A 23,104-nucleotide genomic window follows, 5' to 3' on the forward strand; every position below is an offset into this window, starting at 1 on the left:
GGCCCCTCTCCCGGTTACTTGGACCAGTCCGCCGGGTTGTTCAGGTTGCCCCTGGGGTCGACCTGGACGCCCTGCAGTTCGGCGTTGTGGATGTAGACCGAGTCGACCTGCGCGATCGGGACGCTGAGAGCCTGATCGACGACGATCTCCTCCACCGCCTGGGCGAGCTCGCCCCGGTCCGTCTCGTCCGCTGCGGAGTACGCGGCGAAGGCGTCCTCCAGGCCCGGAACCGGCAGGTTCTTGTAGGGGTTCACCGGACTCTGCGGCAGCCACAGCTGATTCGTGTTCGCGTACTGGGTCTGGCCGCCCCAGAAGAGGCTCGTCCCGGAGAAGGTGCCGGCGTTCAGAGCGTCGACCAGCTCGGCGAGCGAGGCGCACGGGGTGAGGTTCACCGTCACCCCGACCTGCTTCAGCTGCTCGACGGCGGCCTGGATGAGCTTCGACCCGTTGGGGTCGTAAGACGCGTACGGCAGATCGAAGGAGAAGCCGTCGGCGTATCCCGCCTCGGCGAGCAGCGCTTCGGCCTTGTCGGGGTCGTACGGGTAGGCGTCCGTGAGCGAGTCGTCGTAGCCGTCCCACCCCGGGGTGGTGGGCTGCGATGTCGCCGTGCCGAGGTCGCCGAAGACCGCCGACGCGATCGACTCGCGGTCGATGGCGTAGTTGAGGGCCTGTCGGACCCTCTGGTCCGCGAGCGCCGGCGACTTGAGGCCGGCCCAGTCCCAGATGAAGAAGCCGTAGAACCCGTTCGGCGCGCCCACGACATCCAGGCCCGCGGACTCGGCCGACTCGACGACGGTGGTGTCGCCCTGGATGGCGTCGACCTGGCCGCTGCGCACGGCCGACAGCGCGGAGGACATGTTGGCGATCACGCGGATCACGATCTTGTCGAAGCGGATGCGGCTCTGGTCGTAGTAGTTCTCGTTCGGCACGTACGTGTAGTGGTCGCCCGTCACCGAGTCCGCCGAGTCGTAGACGTACGGTCCCGCGCCGTAGGTCGCGTTGGCGAGCGTGTCGGCGTTCTTCAGACCCTCGGGGCTGATGATGTTGCCGCCCAGGTTGTACGGGTTGAGGAGGTCCGCCACGATCGGCGTCGGTGCCGGAGTCGTGATCGTGACCTCGAGGTCACCCGTGGCCTCGACCGTCCACCCCGTGAACGATCCGGACGTCGGGCCGGTCGCGTTCGCCACGAACCAGGTGATGGACGCGGCGACCGCCTCCGCGGTCACCGGCGTGCCGTCCGCGAACTCCGCGTCATCGCGGAGGTTGAGCCGGAACTGCGTGCCGCCGGAGCCGTCGACGTAGCCCCAGTCGGTCGCGAGACCAGGAGCGGGTTCCCCGTCCGGACCACTGGCGATGAGGGGCTCGTACGCGAGCAGCTGGAACCAGGTCTGCGGTCCGCCGTTGGACGCGTCGCCGGGGCTCAACGAGTTGGGCGCGGTGCCGGACGCGAGTGTGAGCGTCCCTCCGCCTGCCGAACTCTGGCCGGTACCTCCTCCCACGCACGCGCTGAGAACAAGGGCCGAGGCCAGAGCGACCGCGACGGCCGCCCACCTCCCCGGTCGGATCGTGGGTTTCATTTTGCACCTTTGCAAGAGATCGGAATCACGGCTCGAAGACGGCCCGTTCGACCGAGTGTGACACACTCCGCGGCACCTGACAACGAACCTGTCATGCTTTTGCTGCAGCACGCTGCTCGCTAAGCTCGCAGGACCACCAGGAGAGGATCTCGATCGTGACCTACTTCTATCACTCGGTCGTCGACTCGCCCCACCTGCCCCGCGATGTCGCCGGCGACTCCGCCCAGAGCGCGATCACCACTCTGATGGGGGAATTCTGGCCGCCGGACCACCGCGTCGACGTGCCCTCCGCCGTGATCGTGGAGCTCCTCGGGAGGCTCGACATCTCAGAGGCGGCCGTTCGGACGAGCCTCAGTCGGCTGGCGAAGCGCGGGACACTCGGCACGGAGAAGGTCGGGCGCACCACTTTCTACCGCCTGTCGGACGCGGTGCGGAGCTCGATCCCCGCGAGCGAGCGGCTCACCATGACGTTCGGCGTCACCCCCGAACCCTGGGACGGGCAGTGGACGCTGGTGGCGTACTCGCTGCCGGAGTCGCGTCGGGAGCAGCGGGACGAGCTGCGGGAGTGGCTCCGGTGGCTCGGCTTCGGGCCGCTCCGAGACGGAGTCTGGATCTCGCCCCGCGCCCCCCTGGACCTCGTCGAGACGAGCATCCGCCGATTCCTCCCCCCGGACGGCCTCGTCCTGAGGTCGGCCGAGGTGCTCGGTACCGTCGACCCCGAGGCGATCTGGCCGCTGCGGCAGCTGAAGTCGATCTACGAGGCCTTCGATGCCGAGTTCCGTCCCGCCGTCTACTCGCTGCGAGCAGGATCCGTCTCGCCCATCGAGGCTCTCGGCCTGTCCCTCCGACTCCTCGGGCGATGGCGCGGATTCCCGACCGTCGACCCCGACCTGCCCTCAGCGGCGCTCCCCGCGGACTGGCCGCGAGCCGGCAGCCGGCGCCTCTTCGAAGCGGTGTACGACGCGGCGATGCCTCTGGCGGCCCAGGCGGTCCGCACGATCGCCGGCCGGCACAGCGCCGTCGCCGCCGAGTCCGTCAGAGCTCTGAGCGTCGCCGAGAGCATCGCGGAGTGGGGCAGGCTGGCGCCGGCATCGGAGTCGGCGCTGGACCTCACCACGGTGCGCCCGACTCGCTCCCGCTTCGACCTCCCGTCACTCGACGCCGTCCCGTCGCCGTAGCGGAGGCGTCGATCTCGTCGAACCGGAGCGGGCGCGGGGTCAGCGACGGGGCGGGTCGACCGGCGAGAACCACCACGACGCCGCCGAGGCGTGGATCAGGGCCGTGGGAACCGAGAGCGCACCGATCGGCCCGCTCGTGAGCCAGGCCTCGATCGCCCCTACCGCACCGGACGCGGCGTAGGCCGACGCGAGCCGGATCGCCCGGTCGTCCATCACCCGGCCGTCGACGAGGGGTCGGATCTCGGGATGGGAGGCGGCGTGGGCGAGCATGAAGGTCTGGATCCGGGTGAGCAGCACCTCGCGCATCTCCATCGGAAGATGAGGCTGGAGTGCTCGCCGGTACACGGCCTCGAAGCGGCACACGTGCTCGAGCCAGGCGCGCGTCGGCGCGTCCATGACCGTTCCCCCGGGGGGAGCCTCGGGAAGGTGCCGCGTCACCGCCGCGTAGGCCTCGAGGTCGTGGTGGAGCACCCCTGCGAGGAGCCGGATCGGGCTGTCGGCGTACCGGTAGAAGGTGTCGCGGGTGATGCCGGCCGCCCGGCAGAGTTCGGAGACGGTGATCTGGTCCGCGCGCTTCTGCCGCGCGAGCTGCACCACTGCCTCCTGGAGCGCCGTTGCCGACCGGGACTGCGTCTGGGCCATCGCCGGAGTCTACTCAATCGGACAGATGTCAGAAAATCAGGATCCCGTGTACAGTCGATATCTGACACCTGTCAGAAAGGGAAGCCGTGCCCACGATGTACAAGCACGTCGGCCTCGTGACCAAGCGTCCGGAGCTCTCGTACGACGAATTCGTCGCGTACTGGCGCGGCACCCACGCCGATCTCGCCAAGCAGCTGCCGGGTCTCCGGCGCTACGTCATCAACCCGATCGACAGGCGCGTCTACCCGGATTCCCCGGTCGACGGGATCGCCGAGCTCTGGTTCGACACCAGGGGCGACGCCGAAGCCGCGTGGGCCTCCGAGGCCGGCATCAGCACCCGTGTCGACGGCTCGAGCTTCTTCGGGGGCATGGCGATCGCGAACCTCCACGAGATCGACGTCCTCTGAACGACCCCTTTCTTCGGCGCAACGGCGAGCCGGCACCTCCATCGGACCCCGAGCGCAGAGAAGGACATCATGAGCACCATCGTCATCGTCGGAGGGCACGGCAAGATCGCCCTCCTCGCCAGCAAGGACCTCACGGCCGGCGGTCACACCGTCCGCTCCGTCATCCGGAACCCTGATCAGGCCGACGACATCCGCGCCGCGGGCGCCGAACCGGTCGTCCTCGACATCGCGTCTGCGAGCACGGACGAGCTCGTCGACGTCGTCTCCGGTTCGGACGCCGTCGTCTTCGCCGCGGGCGCCGGTGGGAAGCAGGGCCCCGAGGCGACCTTCGCGGTGGACCGCGACGGCGCGATGACGACCATCGCCGCCGCCGAGCGCGCCGGTGTCGCGCGGCTCCTCCTCGTGTCCTACCTGCACGCGGACGACCCGGACAGCGTGAACGACGACCCGGGCATGAAGCCGTACCAGCAGGCCAAGCACGCCGCCGACACCGCGCTCCGCAGCTCGGAGCTGCTGTGGACGATCCTCCGTCCCGGCGTCCTGAACGACGACGACGCGACGGGCCGCGTCGCGGTCGGCGACGGCATCCAGAGCGGCACCACCAGCCGCGGGAACGTCGCGGCGCTCCTCTCGACTCTCGCGACCAGCACCCTCGCGACGCGACGAGTCCTCAACGTCGTCGACGGTGAGACCGACCTGCGCACTGTGCTCGAGCAGATCCCGAACCGCTGATGACCCAGTCCACTCGGTCCGTCGCTGCGTTCTGGTTCACGGTGGTGCTGCTCCTGCTCAGCGTCGGATCCTCCGCACTGCCGTCGCCGCTGTACCCGGTGTACGCCGCAACCTGGAACCTCTCGCCGCTCTTGCTCACCGGCGCGTTCGCCGTCTACGTCGTCGGGCTGCTGCTGGCGCTGCTGTGCGCCGGATCGCTCTCCGACTTCGTCGGGCGGAAGCCGGTACTGATCGTCGGCACGCTGGGCGCGGTCCTCTCGATGGTGATCTTCGTCCTCGCCGACGGGTACGCGGCCCTCATGATCGGTCGCGCCGTTCAGGGGCTCTCGGTCGGGTTGCTCCTCGGCACCCTCGGCGCGACCCTGCTGGATCACTCCCTCGAGCGTCGACCGGCTCTGGCCGGGGTGCTCAACGGGGTGACACCGCCGACCGCGCTCGGTGCGGGGGCGCTCTCCAGCGGCGTCCTCGTCGAGTGGGCGCCTGCTCCGGAGCAGCTGATCTACATCGTGTTCGGCGCGTCGCTGCTCGTCGTCGCCGTTCTGCTGCTCCTCATCCCCGAGACCGTCGAACGGCAGCCCGGAGCCGTCCGCTCGCTCGTGCCGACGATGGCTGTGCCCGCGGATTCCCAGCGGCTGCTCCGCGACGTGTCCGGCGCACTGATCGCCAGCTGGGCGCTCGCCGGGCTGTACCTCTCCCTGGTCCCGTCCCTGCTGACCGGGGTGTTCGACGTCCACAGCCACTTCGCGGCCGGCGGAGTGATCGCGGTCTTCGCCGGCTGCGGAGCGGTCACCGGCTTCGCGCTGCAGCGGATGGACCCGCGCCGAGAGCTGATCATCGGTCTCGTCGCCCTCATCGTCGGTCCCGTCGTCTCCGTGATCTCCGTCCTCTCGGGCGGTCTTCCCGGGGTGATCGTCGGCACGGCGATCGCCGGCATCGGATTCGGGGCCGGCTTCCAATCGGGGTTGCGGATGCTCCTCGCGACCGCGGCGTCCGAGCACCGCGCCGGCCTGCTCTCGACGATCTACGTCATCAGCTACCTCGCCTTCGGACTGCCGAGTGTCGTCGCCGGCATCGTCGACCCGTACACCGGCCTCGTCGCCGCCTTCACCGGGTACGGCGTCCTCGTCGTCGCCGCCGCGCTCGTCGCGCTGATCCTGCAGCTCCGCTCCTCCGACCCGGTGGAGGCCGAAGCGGCGGAGACCGTCGAACGGCAGGAAGCCGCTGCCCGCTGACACCCGCGGACGGATCCGCGCCGTGTCTCCGCAGCACCCCCTCCCGAACGTCCACAGCCCCCGAGAGAGATCGTCATGGCACCCCTGAACTCATCCGTCGCGCTCGGCGCGTTGACCTTGTCCAACCGCTTCGTGATGGCCCCGATGACCCGGAGTCGCGCGTCGGTCGACGCGGTCATCCAGCCGTCCGCGCCTGCCTACTACCGCCAGCGCGCCGGGGCCGGGCTGATCGTCTCCGAAGGCGTCGCCATCAATCCGTACGGTGTCGGCGGGCCCGGGATCCCCGGCCTCTGGAACGGCGCCCAGGTCGACGCGTGGCGCGCAGTCACCGACGCAGTCCATGAGGAGGGCGGTCAGATCGTCGCACAGCTCTGGCACGTCGGACGCGCCTCGCACCCGTCGCTCGTCCCTGACGGCAGACAGCCCGTCGGGCCGTCCGCGATCGCCAGCAGCTTCAAGATCTTCGCCGCCGAGCGTCGTTCCGACCACGCCGTTCCGCGAGCGCTCGACGAGGACGAGATCCACCACCTCATCAGCGAGTACGTCACGTCTGCCCGCCTCGCCCTCCAGGCCGGATTCGACGGCGTCGAGCTCCACGGGGCCAACGGATACCTGATCGACCAGTTCCTGCACGCCTCCTCGAACGCTCGCAGCGACCAGTGGGGCGGCTCCCCCTCAGCACGAACCCGTTTCGCCGTCGAGGTCGTCCGCGCCGTCCTCGCCGAGGTCGGCGCCGATCGGACCGGACTGCGCCTGTCGCCGTCGAGCTCCTTCAACGACATGGCGGATGACGAGCGTCCCGCCGTCTTCACCAGACTGCTCGAGCAGCTCGCACCGCTCGGACTCGCGTACCTGCACATCCTCGAGCCGGGCGTCGTCGGCGACGGCGCGCTGCGAGCGGAGTCGACGGACGTCCTCAGCACGCAGTGGTTCCGGGCCCGCTACGCGGGTGGCATCATCAGCGCCGGTGGGCACACCCGGGCCAGCGCCGACGAGGCGCTCCGCTCCGGATCGGCGGATGCTGTCGCCTTCGGACGCCTCTTCCTCGCCAACCCCGATCTTCCGGATCGCCTCCTCGCCGACGCACCCCTGAACGAGCCTGTCCGCGCCACGTTCTACGGAGGCGGCGAGGAGGGCTATCTGGACTACCCGGCCCTGAGCGATGCCGACGGTATCGCTCGATCAGCCCAGCGACGGTAACGGCCGGATGCTCGCACCCGAACTCGTCGTCGCCGTCGGACGCGCCCTCGCGACCGCCACTGCAGCGTCGAAGCGGAGCCGCATCCCGCCCCCGGTGCTGCTGCTCCCCCTCGGCGCCGCGGTGGCGTTCGTGCCGGATCTCCCGGACCTCGAGTCACCCGCTGATGCGGTCCTGCTGCCCTTCCTGCCTGCACTGCTGCAGTGGCAGAGCCTGACGACGTCGCTTCGCGGGTTCCGGGAGAACCCACGTTCCCCGGGCCTCGGGGAAGCAGCCCCGTCTTCTCGCGCCGAGGAGCTCGAACATGCGCACGGTGAGCGAAGGAGAGGAGATCGCGGCCAGCTGCGGAAGAGACCGTCGTGACCGGCCCCGGCTCGACTCACCCGAGGAGCGCGGACAGCCCGCCGATCTCCACCCCCGCTTCGACGAGCGCCGACACGACCACGGGCGAGGTGACGAGTTCGTGGTCCTTGGCCCGGATGACCGAGTAGGAGCTGCTCTCCAGCAGCTCCGCATCGACGAAGCCCGGGTGGGTGATCAGGACGCTGACGTCCTGCTCCGCGATCTGCGGCACCAGCTCGAGGAACGCTGCGACGGGGTCAGCGGCGGCCTGCACGGACAGCGGGAAGTCGCTGGAGTACCAGGTGTTGGGCACCTGAGGCACGTCGTACCGGTACGCGTCGTCGATCACGAAGAGGTCGTAGGCCTTCGCGACGTCGTGCAGCACGGCATCGCTGCCGAGCGACACGAGCGAGTGGTGGTGCACGTAGGCCGGTGGCCGCCCCATGAGCGCGAGGAACCGCTCCACCTGCGCCACGGCCTCGGCGTGGAGCTGGTCGAGATCGAACGGCTCGGTCTCGAACTCCAGGTACACCCCGTCCTGGGACCGGATCGGGTACTCCCGCCGGAGGCGGCCCGACGAGCGGAACATCCCCCGAGCGTCGACCAGCGCGGGCACCTCGGACGCCGGGAGCAGGGGGCGACCGGTGACGAAGTTGAGATCGATCCCGACGTCGATCCCGTCGCGCTCACGCAGACGGTCAGCGGCGAAACCGGCGTCGGGCCGATTGGCGAAGAGTCCCGTCGCCCGGACGATGCCACGATCCAGTGCGTCGAGAACGCCGAGGGTCACCCCCCGACTCAGGGCGATGTCGTCAGCGAGGACGAGGAGAGTGCTCATGCGCCGGTCCTTCCGTCAGAGGTGGGTGCAGTGCTCTCCTCCACCAGACGGAGGAGGTGCACGAGGAGGTACAGCCGCTCTTCACGGCTGAGCGGTTCGCCGAGCGCGCGGTCGAGGAAGTCGGCGATGCGATCGGCGCAGGCGCGGACGAGCGGATGATCACGGCCGAGCTGAGCGAAGTGCTCGGAGAGGGGGCGATCGTACGTGGTGGTGCGCGTGACGCGCTGCACCAGGAACTTCAGGTGGCTCACGAAGCGGATGCTCCCCGGACTCGTCCCGTCGATCCGGATGCCGAGGTCGGCCTCGAGGATCAGGACGATCTCTCGGATCGCGGCGCTGAGGGTCAGCGCCCGGTGGGGATCGCCGATGAGACCGGCATTGGCGAGATGCAGCGTGATGAAGCCCGCCTCGTCGAGCGGCAGACGCTGCCCGAGTTCGTCCTGGATGATCCCGAGCGCCTGCAGCGACATCGCGAACTCCTGCGGGTAGGTCGCCTTGGTCTCCCAGAGCATCGGGTTGGCGATGGGAACGCCGAGCCGCAGCCGCGAGATCGCCGCGGAGACGTGATCGGCGAGACCGAACTCGACGGTCGGCGGGACGTGGATGCCGTGCTGGGTGCGAAGCATCTCGCTGACTCGAGCCGTGGCGCGGAGCACCGGGAACGGGACTTCGAGCAGCACCCTGAACGAGCCGCTCATGGCGAGTCCCGTTCCGTGGAATTCGCGTTCCACGCGCGTCTCGTCGACCTCCGTCCCCTTGCTCGCGAGATACCCGACTCCGGCGCCCACGAGCACGACATCGTTGCCGTCGGCGTCGACGGCACTGACGATGTTGTTGTTGTGGATCTTCTTTATCGTGCGCATGCGGTTCTCCGTGGGGCGCCGACGACGGTCGGCACCCCTGACCATCCTGATCTCACGCTAGTGCGCGGCCGTCCGCACGACGTAGAGCGGCTGGCCCTCCTCGACCGTCCCGTCGGCGACGACGTCGACCCTCTGATCGGAAGCGGCGTTCGCGACGACGATCGGGGTGGTCAACGAGTAGCCCGCCGCCTCGATGGCGGCGCGGTCGAACTCCACGAGCACCTGCCCCGCCGTGACGACGTCACCCGCTGCCACGCGCAGCGTGAACGGCACGCCGTTCATCCTGACCGTGTCGATGCCGACGTGGACCAAGAGCTCGAGGCCGGCGTCGGTGCGCAGGCCGATCGCGTGACCGCTGGGCGGGGCGGCGATCACGGTGCCGTCGAGCGGAGCGACGACGCGCGAACCCGCGGGGACCAGGCCGACGCCGGGCCCGATGAGGCCCTCGGCGAAGATCGGGTCGCCCGTCTGCGCCAGCGGGAGGACAGTGCCCCGTGCCGGCGAGTACACCGTGACCTCGGCGGGAGACGCCTCGGCATCGACCACTCCCTGGAAGCCTGCGGTGTCGACGGCCGGCCTCACCTCGGAAGCGGTGGAGGACGCGACGTCAGCCGTTCGGCTCGGCGCCTTCTCGTACCCGAACACCTGCAGCAGCACGATCGGCAGCAGGACTCCCGCAGCGAAGGCGATGATCGCACCGGCGAAGGGCTGGTTCAGCGGCAGTCCCAGGATGGGCGCGGGCGCGAAGCCGACCATCTGCGACTGGAAGAGGCCAAGCACGACGCCCACGGCCGCCGCTGAGACCAGCTCGATCACGAGCACGCGGCGGTACCGGAGCACGATGCCGTACACAGCGGGCTCAGTGATGCCGCCGATCCCGACCGCGAGAGCGGCGGTCGCCGCTGTGTCGCGCAGGCTCCGCTCCGAGCCTCGGTCGCGCAACGCTCGGATGAGCACCCCGAGCGCGACACCGAGGATGACGTACTGGTAGCCGACCGCGGCACCGAAGATCGGCGATCCGCCGCCCGCGGCGATCTCGGCCAGTCCGATCGAGATGAGAGCCCAGTGGATGCCGAAGGACACCAGGAGGATCCACAGCACCGGAAGGATCAGGTAGAACAGGAACGGCGCCTCAGCTGAGAGCCACTGGGTCCCCGCACCGATCCCGTTGCCGATCAGCACACCGACCGGTCCGAAGACCAGTGCCGTGAGCGGCACCAGCAGCAGCAGCTCGAGCGTCGGAACGACGACCTGCTGCAGTGCGTTCGGGATCCCCCGCTTCAGCAGGCGATCGAGGCCGGCGAGGGCGAGCGAGAGCAAGAGAGCCGGGAACATCGAGCTGGCGTAGCTGTACATGAACAGCGGGATGCCGAAGGCCGACGCCACGTCACCGGTCTGCCCGATCGCGGTGAAGTCGGGGTGGAGCAGCGCTGCCGCGATCGCCGCTCCGACGAACGGGTTCGCTCCGAGCCGTCGGGTGGCGGTGAACGCCACGAAGATCGGCAGGAAGTAGAAGACCGCGTTCCCCGTCGCGGAGAGCACGGCTGCAGTCGGGCTGCCGGCCTCGAGGACGCCGGCCTGGGTGAGCAGCAAGGAGATGACCTGCACCAGTGCCGCGCCGGTGATCACGGGGATGATCGGCTGGAACGTCGCACCGAGGAAATCGAAGGCGACGTCCAGCGGCGTGCGCCGTGCGCCGGACGCCGCGTCGGCAGCGGGGGCGGTCTCGCCGTCGAAGCGGCTCCACTCGGGCTCTCGGAGCAGGTCCCGACGCACGTCGTCGACGTGGGTTCCGATGACGACCTGCACCTGTCCCCCGGCACTCACGGCGGTGAGGACGCCGGTCGTGGTGTTCAGGGCATCGAAGTCGACCCGCTTCTCGTCGCGGACCTCGAATCGGAGGCGTGTGGTGCAGGATCCGACCCATTTCACATTGTCCGGCCCGCCCACGAGGCGTCCGATGGAGCCAGCGAGTTGGTCGTCGGCGGTCTGTCTGGTCATGTCTGTCCTCTCCGTCCTTGGAATGAGGTCACGCTCGCCCGCAAACAAAAAAGACCTCTGTCACGACAATCGTCGTGACAGAGGTCTCGCCTGCGGAGCAGTAACAATCCTCTCGGGCCTGAGCCCTCGTCGCCGAGTGTAGACCCTCCTGTCAGCGCGCGCCACAGGAGGCGATCCCGCAGCGCGCCGATCAACGGGCACGGGACTTGTGAGCCCGAGCCGCCGCCGCAGCGGCGGACTCGGCCGGGTGCCGGGAGACCAGCTGCAGGATCAGCGCGACGGCTGCTGCCGCGACGACGAGGACTCCGTAGCCGGTGAACGCGACGACCAGCCCGGTCCGAGCTTCGACGATGCCGGCGATGACGCTGGGGAGACCGAAGGCGAGGTAGCTGATGACGTAGACGGTCGCCAGCAGTCCGGCACGGTGCTCGGGCGCCGCCGTCGCCAGGAGCATCCGCAGTCCCGATTGGAAACCCGCGCCGAAGCCGATTCCCGCGATGACGGTGCCGACGATCATCCCCGGCAGCCCCTCCGTGATCACGAACAGCACAGAGACGATCGGACCGATGAGGAGGGCGATGAGGCCGAGGATCTGCTCTCGGCGGGGGTCCACTTCCTTCAGGAGATATCCGGTGAGTCCGCCGCACGCTGCGAAGACCGCGATGGTCGCCCCGGGTGCGAAGTGGCTGTCGAGGTGGAACACCTCTGAGAGAAGGGACGGCACCAGCGAGAGATACAGCCCCGCGAGTGCCCAGCTGGCGACGAGCGTGCCGGAGACGTCTCGGAGGAGCCGCCTCGAGGTCGCGGGCACTCGCATCGACGGCACGAGCGACCGGAGCGCTCCGGGCTTGCGCTCGACCGTCTCCGGGATGAGGCAGAGCAGGGCCGCGAAGACGAGCAGCAGGGAGCCGAAGACCAGGTAGATCAGCCGTTCGGGCGCCGGTCCCCACTCGACGAGGATCCCGCTCGAAAGCGCGCCGATGCCGAGTGCCACGGGCGGAGTCACTCCGTTGAGCACCGCCGCGAGTGCCGGCCGACTCGCGAGCGAGTGGTCCAGCATTGTCGCACCGAGAGTGCCGATCAGCACACCGATGGACAGGCCCTGGAGCGCCCGGCCGATCATCAGCATCGAGTACGCGTCCGCGAACGCGAGAACCGTCATCGAGAGGCCCGCTCCGAGAGCGCCCACGATCAGCACCGGCTTCCGGCCGACGAAGTCGGAGAGCGACCCCGCCGCGAGGAGGGAGAGCAGGAGCGCGACGACGTAGACGGCGAACGCTGCGGTGAGCTGGATCGGAGTGAGCCGCCACATCGCCGCGTAGATGGGGTACAGCGGAGAGGGCACGGCCGAGGAGCCGACACTGACGAGCAGGAGCAGCACCGAGAACCAGAACGCCGCTACGGATCGCTTGGATTGCTCCCCTGGACGCACGGCGCTCGATGCGGGGCCGCCCGCCCCTCCGTCTCCCCGCCGACGACCGCGGGAACCCGCCGCACGACGAGTGCGGCGGTCTGCGGCGACGCCCCTCTGCTCCGCCATCAGACCTGCTGGAGCCGGTCCCAGACCTCCCGGTCGCGTTCGGCGGTCCAGACCCGCGGCCAGTCGATGCCGTCGAACTCGTCCCACACCCGCTGGACGTCGAAGGGGAGGCAGTGCTCGAAGATCGGCCACTGCCCGTACTCCGGCGCGAGCGCCGCGTGGGTCGCTTCGAACGCCTCACGCAGCGTGCCGCCGCGGCGGTGCACGGTGCCTACCTCGGCGAGCATCGTCGCGAGGAATCCGCGGGTCTGCTCGACCGCCGCGTCCACGGCGTCCCGACCCCGCGCGATCGCCCCGCGACCTCCGATCAGCTGCTCGGCACCGAACGCCTTCACCCGGTCGAGCGTGTCGGACGCCCAGTCGCTGTGGAAGGCGTCACCCGTGTACAGAGCCGCCTGCGCTTCAACGAGATCTCCGGCGAACAGGATCTTCTGCTCGGGCAGCCAGGCGACGATGTCGCCGGCCGTGTGGCCGCGTCCGCAGAACTGCAGGACGAGGTCCCCGCGGGAGCCGCCCAGGGGGATCGTCAGAGAATCGGAGAAGGTCGCCGCAGGCCACGTGAGTCCGGGGATCGTCTCGGGCTCCTTGAAGAGCCGCGGCATGCGACCGTACTCGCTCTCCCAGTCCTGCTGACCGCGCTCCTGGATCAGCGCGCGGGTCGTGTCGTGGGCGATCACCACGTCGGCGTCGAAGGCTGCTGCTCCGAGCACTCGGACCGCGTGGTAGTGCGACAGCACGAGGTACTTCACGGGCTTGTCCGTGTGCTCGCGCAGCTGCGCCAGCCACTCGGAGGCGGCGGCCGGGGTTGCGAGCGCCTCGAAGGCGACGACGAAGTCCTCGCCCTCGATGGCTCCGACGTTCGGATCGCCCTCGGCGGTCCGCGCGTACACGCCCTCCGCGAGGACTTCGAGGGTCTGCTTCTTCTCGCCGAGATCCGCCGATGAGGCGAAGGCTTTGCCGGTCATGGTGTTCTCCTGGTGGATCGGGTGATCGAGGACGACTGCGTCGTGATCACCGGTGGGTGTTCTGGTGTCTTCGTCGGTGCAGGGGCCGCTCGCCGATGCAGGCGGCGGGTCAGGTCCCGGAGGTGGGCTCCGCGCGAGCGGGTAGGACGACGGCGCGGCATTCGCCGAACCCGATGGAGGGAGCGCCGTCGCGGTGCGCCCTTGCTTGCAGCAGGATCTCGTCACCGTCCTGCAGGAACGTCCGGGTCTCGCCGGTCGGGAGCACGACGGCGCGCGCGCCGTCGTGCGTGAGCTCGAGCAGGCTACCCGCGCCGGACGGATCGGGAGCGGACAGGGTTCCGGTGCCCAGCAGGTCGCCCGGGCGCAAGTCGCACCCTCCGCTGGTGTGATGCGCGATCATCTGCGCCACCGTCCAGTACATGTGCCGCGTCGAACTCGTCGAGAGGGAATGCGGAGGCAGGCCCTGCTCTCGCATCGACGCCGTGCTGATCAGCACCTCGAGCTCGATGTCGAGGCCGCCCTCGCGTTGATCGGCCGGGTCCGCGAGGTACGCCAGCGGCGCGGGATCGCCGGGACCTCGTGCCGGTGCAGGCGTCCGGTACGGAGCCAGCGCTTCGGGAGTGACGACCCACGCCGAGACCGTGCTCGCGAAGTTCTTCGCGAGGAACGGCCCCAGCGGCTGGTACTCCCACGACTGGACGTCACGGGCGGACCAGTCGTTGAGCAGGCAGAAACCGGCGACGTGCTCCGCGGCGCCTCCGATCGGAACGGGATCGCCCGGAGCGTTCCCCGATCCGATCCACACGCCCAGCTCGAGCTCGAAGTCGAGCTTCGCGGCGGGAGCGAACCGGGGCGCGGAGTCCGTCGCCGGCTTCGTCTGCCCCCGGGGCCGCACGAACGGCGCACCACTGACCCGGATAGAGCTGGCTCGACCGTGATAGCCGATGGGGACCCACTTGTAATTGGGGAGCAGAGGGTTGTCGGGCCGGTAGAGCGAGCCGACCGTCTCGGCGTGGTGGATGCCCACGTAGAAGTCGGTGTAGTCGCCGACGGTCGCCGGCAGGTGCATCGTCACGGTCGCCGCCTCACGGAGCAGCGGCTCGACAGCGGCGCGCTCGGGAGCGCCTTCGCGGAGGAGGTCGTGCACCCGCGCCCGCAATGCACGGCGAGGACCGGCACCGAGCGCGAAGAAGCTGTTCAGCGTCCCTTCCGCCGCAGCGTCCGCGCCGGTGAGCGCGGGTCCCGTCAGCAGATCGGTCCCGACGAGGGCCCGCAGGTCGAGGATGCGGTCGCCGATGCGGATGCCGCCGCGAGGGTCGGTGTCCGCTCCCGGCTCGTTCGGACTGAACACGCCGAAGGGCAGGTTCTGCAGCGGGAAGTCCGGATGCCCGTCGGCTCCGGCCACCCAGCTCCTCGTCCGCGGGTCGTTGGTGGCGTCCGCGATGCGGTCCGCCTCCCCCACCGCGATCATCGGGGTCCGTTCGTCGGATCGTCGAGGAGTCGACCGGTGAAGCGCTTGGTCAGTCCGCGCCACACGTCGGCGTACTCCTGCTGCAGACCGGGAAGGCCTGCCGCGTACGCCGTCACCCGCTGCGGGAACCTCGTCTCGAACATGAAAGCCATCGTGCCCTCGAGTTTGACCGGCTTCAGTTCGACGGTGCTCGCCTCCTCGAAGGCCTCCGAGTCGGGACCGTGCGGCTGCATGCAGTTGTGAAGACTGAATCCGCCCGGAGTGAAGCCCTGCGGCTTGGCGTCGTAGACCCCGTAGATCAGTCCCATGAACTCGGACATGATGTTCATGTGGTACCAGGGCGGCCGGAAGGTGTTCTCGGTCACCATCCATCGATCCGGGAAGACGACGAAGTCCACGTTGGCCGTCCCGGGAGTCTCGGACGGCGCCGTCAGGACCGTGAAGATCGACGGGTCGGCGTGATCGAAGAGCAGCGGACCGACGGGCGAGTACCGGCGCAGGTCGTACTTGTACGGTGCGTAGTTCCCGTGCCAGGCCACCACGTCGAGCGGCGAGTGCTCGAGCTCGGTCACCCACATCGATCCTCCCCACTTGACGTACATCGTCGACGGAGCATCCACCTCCTCGTAGGCGGCGACCGGGGTGAGGAAATCGCGAGGGTTGGCCAGGCAGTTCGCGCCGATGGGGCCGCGCTCCGGCAGGGTGAAAGTGCCGCCGTAGTTCTCGCAGATGTAGCCGCGCGCGGGCCCGTCGATCAGCTCGATCCTCATCTTGACGCCGCGCGGGATGACGACGATCTCCCCCGGCTCGACCTCGATGATGCCGAACTCGGTCCAGAAACGCAGCTGCCCGAACTCGGGCACGAACAGCATCTCTCCGTCGCCGTTGTAGAAGTACTCGTCCCGCATCGACCGGGTGAAGAAGTAGAGGTGGTTGGCCATCCCCGCCTGGGTGAGGACGTCTCCGGCGGTGGTGACGGTGTGGACTCCTCCGTCGATGAGGGAGAGGGGTGTCTCGGGGATCGCGACCGGATCCCACCGCATCGGACCGATCGGCACCTCGACGTCGGTGTCGGGAGCGCTCTTCCAGAGGCCGGCGTCGACCTTGCGGAAGCGGCCCCAGTGCTGCACCGTGGGGCGGATGCGGTAGAGCCAGGAGCGCTCGTTGTTCGTCCGGGGTGCGGTGAACGGGGATCCGCTCAACTGCTCCGCGTAGAGCCCGTAGGCGACCTTCTGGGGCGAGTTGTGCCCGATGGGCAGCGCACCGGGGAGGGCTTCGGTCTCGAAGCCGTTGCCGAAGCCGGTCATGTACTCGATCATGGTTCTCACTTCTTCGTAGGAATCGTGGACGGCGTGGTCACGGGGCGGCGCTCAGCTTCTGGAGGGCCGGGTCAGCAGGTTCAGGGCCGAGAGGTCCTCGAGCGGCTCGCTGGTGCTGCAGCTCCCGTAGGAGACGAAGAAGTCCCGAGCCCGGGAGGTGGGCACGGGCCCCGTCAGGGCAGCGACCAGCTCGGTCGGGTCGGAGGTCTCGAGGGCGTCGACGACGGCTGCCTGCCCGGCACCCGCCGCTGCTCGGCCGACCGCGAGCAGGATGTTGAGGAAGCCGAAGTGGGTGAACCCCGTGGCCCCATCGAGGTATCGGACGGCGTGATGGAGGCCGGCGGTCGCCTTGAGCGGGACGCCTCGGGACACGCAGCCGAGGAGGGCGGAGGCCAGCTGCTCGGCCGTCGGGAACAGCTCCGCCCGGACGCCGCCGCACCGCACCTTGGCGGACCAGCCGTGGCGAGCGAGGAGGTCGAGTGCGGCGTCCGCGTCCGGACCGGTGGGGATCTCGACGTAGACAGGGACGTCCGCGCCGACCGGCGTCAGAGCCCGCGTCAGCGCGTCCGGATCGGATCGCCACGTCGTCGGGAGGGCGACCTCGACGCCCACGAGCGCGAGCCGAGGATCCGACCCCGTGACGGAGAGCACGTCCGCGACGGCGCTCGCATCCGGAGGGACGATCACCGACACGGCGAACCGATCGTCCTCGTGGAGCGAGTCGCGGAGTTCCTGGAGGCGACGGGAGGGCAGGACGAAGCGCTGGCTCAGCACCGGGGACTCCTGCAGCTGGTCGAGCCGGTGCCGGGCGACGGCCGCGCCCATGTCGAGTTCTTCGGGCGGGAAGAGGCCGGCGTCGTCGACGAGTGCATCGAAGAGGCCCGCGGCGACGGTCGAGGAGTCGGGAGCGGGCGAGGGACGCGTCTCAGGTCGGACCATGGTGCAGCAACCTCGATGTCGGAGAGCAGATAACGCACGCTAAGTGCTGATATCGCTCTACTCTAGCGACTACCGCTCCTCCGTCAAGAGGGGCGCCTCTTGCGATGGAATACTCGACGGGTGCGGCGAGAGCGGCGTAGGAGCGGGAGGTGAGTCGTGGCGGACGAGGTCGGACCCTCAACGACCCGCGCGATCGAGGGCGCGAAGACCCTCGACAACGGCATCCGCGTCCTCAAGGTCGTGGCCGCGCATCCGGACGGCCTCACGATGACCGAGATCTCGAGAGCAGCGGGCGTGCACCGCACGGTCGCCTACCGCCTGCTCCTCACCCTCGGGCAGCACTCCCTGGTCCGGCAGTCCGAGGACGGGCGGTTCCGGGTCGGCGTGGGCGTGCTGGAGCTCTCCGCATCCCTGCGCACCGATCTGCAGTCCGCCGCGCAACCTCACCTCCGATCGCTCGCCGAGAGCACGGGGGCGACCGCGCATCTGACGATCCTCGACGGTGACGATGCAGTGAGCATCGCGATCGTCGAGCCGCAGGACGCCGAGATGCACGTCGCCTATCGCATCGGCCGTCGCCACCGGGCGACCGTCGGGGCCGCCGGCATGGCGATCCTCGCCGGCCGACCGCTGCACCCCGACGAGCGCGCCGAGATCGCCCTCGGTCGACAGCAGGGCTACGTCGCCAGTCACGGCGAGATCCAGTCCGGCGCGTGGGGCGTGGCGGCGCCCGTCCCCCACCCCTCCGGTCTCGCGTTCGCCTCGGTCGGCGTCGTCGCGCTCGGAATCGGGGCCGAGGAGGAGATCGCCCGCCACGTGATCCGGGCGGCCCAGGCGGTCGGCGACACCCTCGCCCTCCACTCCCTCTAGCGGCCACTCCAGCAGCCCCGCCTCTGCGGTCCGGCTGCGGGCGTCGCGGTGCCGCGACGCGGTCGAGGAGGACCGCTTCGCGGCCGGCCTGCTCGCACGGACCGCTTCGCCGCGCGCTTGACGATCCTCGGACGTGGCCCTAGCCTTTCGATATTCGCACGTTAGGTGCGTTTATCGCTCACGCCGGGCCCGCTGTTCCCGCTCAGGTGCCGAGCAGGCTGAAACCCAGTCGCAAGCCAGAATCAAGGAGGATTCATGACTTCCCGATCGAGCAAGCCACCGGCGATCACGATCGCGACCGAGGGCGTCCGACTTCCGGACGGCACCGTCAAGCCTCTTCGGAAGGTCCTCGGCGGGAGCATCGTCGGAACCGTCGTCGAGTACTACGACTTCGGCATCTACGGCTACATGGCCACAGTGCTCGCGGCGCTGTTCTTCACCTCGGAGGACCCGGCGACCGCGCTGCTCAGCACACTGGCGACCTTCGCCGTCGCGTTCTTCCTCCGCATCCCCGGAGGTCTCCTCTTCGGCCACATCGGGGACAGGTTCGGCCGCAAGCGCGCCCTGACGTGGACGATCCTGCTGATGTGCCTCGCGACGCTGGGCATCGGACTGCTTCCCACCTACGCGACGCTCGGCATCTGGGCGACGACCCTGCTGGTCCTCCTGCGCTGCCTCCAGGGGCTGGCCGCGGGCGGCGAGCTCGGTGGCGCGACGGCCTTCGTCGCGGAGTCCGCGCCCAGTGCGAAGCGCGCCGGCCTCACGTCCCTGGTCAACGTCGGGGTCAACATCGGCTCGCTCACGGCCGCGCTCCTCGTCCTCCTCATGAACACGGTCTTCACTCCGGAGCAGGTCGCGGAGGGGGCGTGGCGCCTGCCGTTCCTGGTCAGCCTCCCCCTCGCGTTCGTCGGCATCTGGATCCGCTCGCAGATGGAGGACACCCCGCAGTTCACGGAGCTCAAGAAGGACGGTGCCGTGGCGAAGGTGCCCGTGCGCGAGCTCTTCCGCAGCTTCAAGGGCAGCATCCTCCGCATCGCCGGTCTCTCCGGCCTGCTCACCGGCGGCTACTACGTCGCCTACGTCTACGCGCCGATCTACATGCAGACCGTCGGTCAGCAGGACGCGCAGATGGCCTTCACCTCGACGTGCCTCGTCCTGGTCGTCGGCGGCGCCCTCAATCCCGTCGCCGGCCGTCTGTCGGATCGCTACGGGCGTCGGCCGCTCTTCCTCGCAGCGGCAGTGGCAGCGATCGTGTTCGCCGTCCCCGCGTTCGTGATGATGGCCAGCGAGTCCCTCCTCGTCGTCATCGCCGCGCAGATCCTCCTCGCGATTCCGGTGTCGCTCTCGATCGGGCCGGCGTTCGCCTCTTTCGCCGAGATGCTCACCGCTCAAGTGCGCTACAGCGGCATCGCCCTCGGGATGAACATCGCGCAGCTTCTTCTGGGAGGAACGGCGCCGTTCATCTGCGCCGGTCTGATCCAGCTCACCGGGATCGAGCTCGCGCCCGCCGGGTTCTTCGCGGTGTGCGGTGCCGTGGTCCTCCTCGCCGCATGGCGTTTCACGGAAACGGCGCGCACCGATCTGCGCGTCGACTGACAGCACCGATCCAGCACCCCAGGAGGAACCATGGCGAAGATCCGATCCGATGCGGCGTCGGCCCTGCACGACGTCGTCCGAGACGGCGCCACCATCGCGGTCGGGGGCTTCGGCCTCAGCGGGAATCCGACGGATCTCATCGAGGCTCTGCGCGATTCCGGAGCGAGCGACCTGACCATCGTCTCCAACAACATGGGGATCGACGGGAAGGGCCTCGGACTGCTCCTCGAGAACAGGCAGGTCCGCAAGGTCGTGGCCTCCTACGTCGGCGAGAACAAGCTGTTCGCCCGCCAGTTCCTCGACGGCGTCCTCGAGGTCGAGTTCGTCCCGCAGGGCACGCTCGCCGAACGCCTGCGGGCCGGCGGCGCGGGCATCGCCGGGTTCTACACCCGGACCGGAGTCGGCACCCCCGTGGCGGAAGGGAAGCCGCACGCGGACTTCGACGGACGCACCCACATCCTCGAACGCGGGATCGTGGCCGACATCGCCCTCGTCCACGCCCACTGCGCGGACGCCGAAGGCAACCTCGTCTACCGCTACACCGCGCGCAACTTCAATCCGCTCGTGGCCACGGCTGGCGTCACCACGATCGCCGAGGCGGAGACGATCCTCGAGGACGGATTCCTCGATCCCGACGTCGTCGTCACCCCGGGCATCTACGTGCAGCGTCTCGTGCGCGCACAGGCCCGGGAGAAGGACATCGAGCAGCGGACGGTCCGCCACCCCGAGGACCAGCCGCACACCCACGAGAGAGCAGACGCATGACCTGGACACGCGATGAGATGGCCGCGATCGCCGCCTCCGAGCTGCGCGACGGTGAGTACGTGAACCTGGGCATCGGGATCCCGACCCTGGTCGCGAACCACCTCCCCGAGGGCGTGCGGGTCACGCTCCAGAGCGAGAACGGCCTTCTCGGGATGGGCCCCTTCCCGATTGCAGGAGAGGAGGACGCCGACCTGATCAACGCGGGCAAGCAGACGGTCACCCTCCTGGCAGGGGGCAGCTGCTTCGACTCCGCCACGTCCTTCGGCATGATCCGCGGTGGACACGTGCAGGTGGCGATCCTCGGGGCGCTCCAGGTCTCCGGCAGCGGAGACCTGGCCAACTGGATGATCCCCGGAAAGCTCGTCAAGGGGATGGGCGGCGCGATGGACCTCGTCGCGGGCACACCGCGTGTGGTCGTCGTGACCGAGCACTCGGCGAAGGACGGCTCGCCGAAGATCGTGCAGCGCTGCGATCTTCCCCTCACCGGCGTGGGCGTCGTTCAGCGCATCATCAGCGACCGCGCGGTCTTCGATGTCGTAGCGGGAGAGCTGGTCCTGCGGGCCGTGTGCCCCGGGGAGGACATCGACGCGCTCCGCGCCGCGACAGGAGCGGGCTTCACCGTCGATCTCGACCCCACCGCGGTACCGGCCGCCGTGCTCGAGGAGGCTCGCGCATGAGCGTCGTCATCGTCGGGTACGCGAGGACTCCCTTCGTCAAGTACAACGGGCAGTTCGCCGGCCTTCCCGCCACCGCCCTCGGCTCGGCAGCGATCACCGGCGCGCTGAAGGCCGCCGGAGTCGGGGCCGAGGAGGTCGACAGGGTGATCGCCGGCCAGGTGCTGCAGGCGGCAGCGGGCCAGAACCCCGCTCGCCAGTCCGCCGTCGGCGCGGGGATCCCTCTGCGCACACCCGCGATCACCCTCAACGCCGTCTGCCTCTCGGGGATGGAGGCCGTCGCCGCCGGCGCCCGGCTGATCACCGCGGGCGAGGCCGACGTCGTGGTGGCCGTCGGCCAGGAGTCGATGTCCCGGGCCCCCCACGCCCTGCAGGGGTCCCGAGCGGGTGCGCGCTACGGAGCGATGAAGCTGGTCGACACACTCGAGCTCGACGGACTGACCGACGCGTTCGAGAACCGCTCGATGGGAGCGTCGACGGAGGAGGGGAACAGCCGACTCCGGGTGAACAGGATCGAGCAGGACGCCTGGGCCGCAGCCTCCCACTCCCGCCTCGCGGCCTCCCTCGACTTCCAGGCGGGCGAGATCGTCCCCGTCACCGTTCCGGACAGGCGAGGCGATCGCCTCGTGACAGCGGACGACGGCCTGCGAGAGGGAACGACCGTCGAGTCCCTCGGTTCCCTCCGAGCCGCGTTCGGCGGATCGGGGACGATCACCGCCGGCAACTCCTCTCAGATCACCGACGGTGCTGCCGCCGTGATCCTCATGAGCGAAGCCGCCGCTCTCGCTCGCGGTCTCCGGGGTCTCGTCCGCGTGTGCGGCCACGCGATGGTGGCCGGCCCGGACGTGTCGCTGCACGCGCAGCCGATCAACGCGATCACCGCAGCCCTCGCGAGGACCCCCTTCTCGCACCGCGAGCTGCGGGCCATCGAGATCAACGAGGCGTTCGCGGCGGTCGCCGTGCACTCGACCCGCATCGCGGGTTTCGACACCGCCGTCGTCAACGCGCACGGAGGAGCCATCGCCCTCGGCCATCCCATCGGAGCGTCGGGGACGCGGATCGTCGGCCACCTCGCGCGTCGACTCGAGGTTCTCGGCTCCGGCGCGCTGGGCGCCGCGGCCATCTGCGGCGGCGGCGGCCAGGGATCCGCGCTCATCCTCGAAGCGGTGTAGCTCGGTCCTCGCCGAACCGCGGGTCGACCCGGAGCGATCGACCCCCGGTTCCGAGCGTCCGCCGACCGCCGCCTCCGCTCCGTCCGAGGCCGTTCCTCCGATCCCCCATCGGCATCGGTGGAGGCGCCCTACCCGGCGACGATCGGTTCTCTGATCTGCTCGTAGCCCGCGAGTCGACCCATGTGGTCGGCCCCCGCGATGTGCTCGAACAGCACGTGCGTCTGGGTGGAGACGACAGCGGGGTCGGCACTGATCTTGATCGCGACGAGGTCGCGCAGCTGCGAGGTGTCCGCGCAGGCGACGTGGATGAGGAAGTCCGTGACGCCCCCGAGGTGGAACACGTTGACGACGTGCGGCAGCGCGACGACCTTGTCGGTGTAGCGCCGCACCTCGGTCTGGGCTTGAGCCCGGAGCTTGACCGAGATCATCGCCTGCACCGGCAGTCCCACCTGGGCGAGGTCGATGCGCGCGTGGGTGGCGCGGAGGGCGCCCAGCTCGTGCAGTCGCCGCATGCGGTTCACGACGGTGGACGGGGCGATCCCGCATCGCTGCGCGAGGTCCTTGTTCTGGATGCGCGCGTCCTGCACCAGCTCCCACAGGATCTGCTCGTCGATGCGGTCGAGGGCGTTCTGCGGGTTCTGCGGCATCGATCGTCCGTTCGAGAATCAGGGTCCCGGCCTGCACCGGAATGAAGCGATCGCCACGATAGCAGCGCGATTCCGCATTCTCTTCAGCCAGATGGAGAACGAAACACGCTGGATACATCCCGATGGTGTTCTAGAT

Annotated in this window: 21 protein-coding genes; 10 read left to right on the forward strand and 11 right to left on the reverse strand. The window is 69.5% G+C overall.

Translation table 11 applies throughout. From position 1 onward, the window contains the following. Positions 1-14 precede the first annotated feature (14 nt). A complete protein-coding gene (locus tag ASF46_RS14430; RefSeq protein WP_082485517.1) occupies positions 15-1,577 on the reverse strand; it encodes an ABC transporter substrate-binding protein in 1,563 nt (520 codons plus the stop codon). Positions 1,578-1,732: 155 nt separating this feature from the next. On the opposite strand from ASF46_RS14430, the gene ASF46_RS14435 reads away from it, so the two are divergent. Further along, positions 1,733-2,755: a PaaX family transcriptional regulator C-terminal domain-containing protein gene (locus ASF46_RS14435; RefSeq protein ID WP_056868200.1), complete on the forward strand. Its 1,023-nt coding sequence runs from the start codon at positions 1,733-1,735 to the stop codon at positions 2,753-2,755. 39 nt (positions 2,756-2,794) lie between these two features. Here ASF46_RS14435 and ASF46_RS14440 read toward each other — a convergent pair whose 3' ends face one another. Beyond that, the gene (locus ASF46_RS14440; RefSeq protein ID WP_157602546.1) at positions 2,795-3,397 is read right to left on the reverse strand and encodes a TetR/AcrR family transcriptional regulator; all 603 of its coding nucleotides are present in this window, start codon (positions 3,395-3,397) and stop codon (positions 2,795-2,797) included. 95 nt (positions 3,398-3,492) lie between these two features. Here ASF46_RS14440 and ASF46_RS14445 point away from each other — a divergent pair, with 95 nt between their 5' ends. The 4 genes from ASF46_RS14445 to ASF46_RS14460 all read left to right on the forward strand — a co-directional run bounded on the left by ASF46_RS14445 (position 3,493) and on the right by ASF46_RS14460 (position 6,968). Beyond that, positions 3,493-3,804 carry an EthD family reductase gene (locus tag ASF46_RS14445; protein ID WP_056868202.1) on the forward strand — a complete coding sequence of 104 codons (312 nt, stop codon included), beginning with the start codon at positions 3,493-3,495 and terminating at the stop codon, positions 3,802-3,804. Positions 3,805-3,873: 69 nt separating this feature from the next. Further along, entirely contained in the window at positions 3,874-4,536 is a 663-nt protein-coding gene (locus tag ASF46_RS14450; protein WP_056868203.1) for an SDR family oxidoreductase, read from the forward strand. Beyond that, positions 4,536-5,768 carry an MFS transporter gene (locus ASF46_RS14455; protein WP_056868204.1) on the forward strand — a complete coding sequence of 411 codons (1,233 nt, stop codon included), beginning with the start codon at positions 4,536-4,538 and terminating at the stop codon, positions 5,766-5,768. Before ASF46_RS14450 ends, ASF46_RS14455 begins: the two co-directional genes overlap by 1 nt. Before the next feature lie 75 nt (positions 5,769-5,843). Beyond that, positions 5,844-6,968, forward strand: coding sequence for an alkene reductase (locus tag ASF46_RS14460; protein WP_056868205.1), 1,125 nt, complete (start codon positions 5,844-5,846; stop codon positions 6,966-6,968). 377 nt (positions 6,969-7,345) lie between these two features. Here ASF46_RS14460 and ASF46_RS14465 read toward each other — a convergent pair whose 3' ends face one another. The 8 genes from ASF46_RS14465 to ASF46_RS14500 all read right to left on the reverse strand — a co-directional run bounded on the left by ASF46_RS14465 (position 7,346) and on the right by ASF46_RS14500 (position 17,244). After that, a complete protein-coding gene (locus ASF46_RS14465; RefSeq protein ID WP_056868206.1) occupies positions 7,346-8,146 on the reverse strand; it encodes a ChbG/HpnK family deacetylase in 801 nt (266 codons plus the stop codon). Further along, positions 8,143-9,009 (reverse strand): PRD domain-containing protein, encoded by an 867-nt coding sequence (locus ASF46_RS14470; protein WP_056868207.1) that lies wholly within the window; start codon positions 9,007-9,009, stop codon positions 8,143-8,145. The genes ASF46_RS14465 and ASF46_RS14470 overlap by 4 nt, the downstream gene beginning before the upstream one ends. 57 nt (positions 9,010-9,066) lie before the next feature. Beyond that, positions 9,067-11,010 carry a glucose PTS transporter subunit IIA gene (locus tag ASF46_RS14475; protein WP_056868208.1) on the reverse strand — a complete coding sequence of 648 codons (1,944 nt, stop codon included), beginning with the start codon at positions 11,008-11,010 and terminating at the stop codon, positions 9,067-9,069. Between the two features lie 190 nt (positions 11,011-11,200). After that, a complete protein-coding gene (locus tag ASF46_RS14480) occupies positions 11,201-12,442 on the reverse strand; it encodes an MFS transporter (RefSeq protein WP_056868209.1) in 1,242 nt (413 codons plus the stop codon). 107 nt (positions 12,443-12,549) lie between these two features. Continuing rightward, positions 12,550-13,515: an MBL fold metallo-hydrolase gene (locus ASF46_RS14485; RefSeq protein WP_056868210.1), complete on the reverse strand. Its 966-nt coding sequence runs from the start codon at positions 13,513-13,515 to the stop codon at positions 12,550-12,552. A 109-nt stretch (positions 13,516-13,624) separates the two neighbouring features. After that, positions 13,625-14,986: a fumarylacetoacetase gene (gene fahA, locus ASF46_RS14490; RefSeq protein ID WP_056868211.1), complete on the reverse strand. Its 1,362-nt coding sequence runs from the start codon at positions 14,984-14,986 to the stop codon at positions 13,625-13,627. Further along, positions 14,983-16,305: a homogentisate 1,2-dioxygenase gene (hmgA, locus tag ASF46_RS14495; protein WP_056868212.1), complete on the reverse strand. Its 1,323-nt coding sequence runs from the start codon at positions 16,303-16,305 to the stop codon at positions 14,983-14,985. Before hmgA ends, fahA begins: the two co-directional genes overlap by 4 nt. Before the next feature lie 51 nt (positions 16,306-16,356). Next, entirely contained in the window at positions 16,357-17,244 is an 888-nt protein-coding gene (locus tag ASF46_RS14500) for a hypothetical protein (RefSeq protein WP_056868213.1), read from the reverse strand. Positions 17,245-17,400: 156 nt separating this feature from the next. On the opposite strand from ASF46_RS14500, the gene ASF46_RS14505 reads away from it, so the two are divergent. The 5 genes from ASF46_RS14505 (at position 17,401) to ASF46_RS14525 (ending at position 22,321) form a co-directional block, all read left to right on the forward strand. Next, entirely contained in the window at positions 17,401-18,114 is a 714-nt protein-coding gene (locus ASF46_RS14505) for an IclR family transcriptional regulator (protein ID WP_200919718.1), read from the forward strand. Positions 18,115-18,369: 255 nt separating this feature from the next. Next, positions 18,370-19,710, forward strand: coding sequence for an MFS transporter (locus tag ASF46_RS14510; protein WP_082485520.1), 1,341 nt, complete (start codon positions 18,370-18,372; stop codon positions 19,708-19,710). 30 nt (positions 19,711-19,740) lie between these two features. Beyond that, complete coding sequence (locus tag ASF46_RS14515; RefSeq protein WP_056868214.1) at positions 19,741-20,475, forward strand: CoA transferase subunit A; 735 nt, start codon at positions 19,741-19,743, stop codon at positions 20,473-20,475. Further along, positions 20,472-21,152, forward strand: coding sequence for a 3-oxoacid CoA-transferase subunit B (locus tag ASF46_RS14520; protein WP_056868215.1), 681 nt, complete (start codon positions 20,472-20,474; stop codon positions 21,150-21,152). The genes ASF46_RS14515 and ASF46_RS14520 overlap by 4 nt, the downstream gene beginning before the upstream one ends. Then, complete coding sequence (locus tag ASF46_RS14525; RefSeq protein ID WP_056868216.1) at positions 21,149-22,321, forward strand: acetyl-CoA C-acyltransferase; 1,173 nt, start codon at positions 21,149-21,151, stop codon at positions 22,319-22,321. The genes ASF46_RS14520 and ASF46_RS14525 overlap by 4 nt, the downstream gene beginning before the upstream one ends. A 128-nt stretch (positions 22,322-22,449) precedes the next feature. Here ASF46_RS14525 and ASF46_RS14530 read toward each other — a convergent pair whose 3' ends face one another. Further along, on the reverse strand, positions 22,450-22,968 hold the full coding sequence (locus tag ASF46_RS14530) for an Lrp/AsnC family transcriptional regulator (RefSeq protein WP_056868217.1): 519 nt from the start codon (positions 22,966-22,968) through the stop codon (positions 22,450-22,452). Positions 22,969-23,104: the final 136 nt, after the last annotated feature.

The sequence above is a fragment of the Rathayibacter sp. Leaf296 genome, assembly GCF_001423045.1.
GTDB classification, from domain to species: domain Bacteria; phylum Actinomycetota; class Actinomycetes; order Actinomycetales; family Microbacteriaceae; genus Rathayibacter; species Rathayibacter caricis.

Coding starts and splice junctions, on each gene's coding strand:
- ASF46_RS14430 (WP_082485517.1), bottom strand. CDS start 1,577: ATGAAACCCACGATCCGACCGGGGAGGTGGGCGGCCGTCGCGGTCGCT.
- ASF46_RS14440 (WP_157602546.1), bottom strand. CDS start 3,397: ATGGCCCAGACGCAGTCCCGGTCGGCAACGGCGCTCCAGGAGGCAGTG.
- ASF46_RS14445 (WP_056868202.1), top strand. CDS start 3,493: ATGTACAAGCACGTCGGCCTCGTGACCAAGCGTCCGGAGCTCTCGTAC.
- ASF46_RS14450 (WP_056868203.1), top strand. CDS start 3,874: ATGAGCACCATCGTCATCGTCGGAGGGCACGGCAAGATCGCCCTCCTC.
- ASF46_RS14455 (WP_056868204.1), top strand. CDS start 4,536: ATGACCCAGTCCACTCGGTCCGTCGCTGCGTTCTGGTTCACGGTGGTG.
- ASF46_RS14460 (WP_056868205.1), top strand. CDS start 5,844: ATGGCACCCCTGAACTCATCCGTCGCGCTCGGCGCGTTGACCTTGTCC.
- ASF46_RS14465 (WP_056868206.1), bottom strand. CDS start 8,146: ATGAGCACTCTCCTCGTCCTCGCTGACGACATCGCCCTGAGTCGGGGG.
- ASF46_RS14470 (WP_056868207.1), bottom strand. CDS start 9,009: ATGCGCACGATAAAGAAGATCCACAACAACAACATCGTCAGTGCCGTC.
- ASF46_RS14475 (WP_056868208.1), bottom strand. CDS start 11,010: ATGACCAGACAGACCGCCGACGACCAACTCGCTGGCTCCATCGGACGC.
- ASF46_RS14485 (WP_056868210.1), bottom strand. CDS start 13,515: ATGACCGGCAAAGCCTTCGCCTCATCGGCGGATCTCGGCGAGAAGAAG.
- fahA (WP_056868211.1), bottom strand. CDS start 14,986: ATGATCGCGGTGGGGGAGGCGGACCGCATCGCGGACGCCACCAACGAC.
- hmgA (WP_056868212.1), bottom strand. CDS start 16,305: ATGATCGAGTACATGACCGGCTTCGGCAACGGCTTCGAGACCGAAGCC.
- ASF46_RS14500 (WP_056868213.1), bottom strand. CDS start 17,244: ATGGTCCGACCTGAGACGCGTCCCTCGCCCGCTCCCGACTCCTCGACC.
- ASF46_RS14510 (WP_082485520.1), top strand. CDS start 18,370: ATGACTTCCCGATCGAGCAAGCCACCGGCGATCACGATCGCGACCGAG.
- ASF46_RS14515 (WP_056868214.1), top strand. CDS start 19,741: ATGGCGAAGATCCGATCCGATGCGGCGTCGGCCCTGCACGACGTCGTC.
- ASF46_RS14520 (WP_056868215.1), top strand. CDS start 20,472: ATGACCTGGACACGCGATGAGATGGCCGCGATCGCCGCCTCCGAGCTG.
- ASF46_RS14525 (WP_056868216.1), top strand. CDS start 21,149: ATGAGCGTCGTCATCGTCGGGTACGCGAGGACTCCCTTCGTCAAGTAC.
- ASF46_RS14530 (WP_056868217.1), bottom strand. CDS start 22,968: ATGCCGCAGAACCCGCAGAACGCCCTCGACCGCATCGACGAGCAGATC.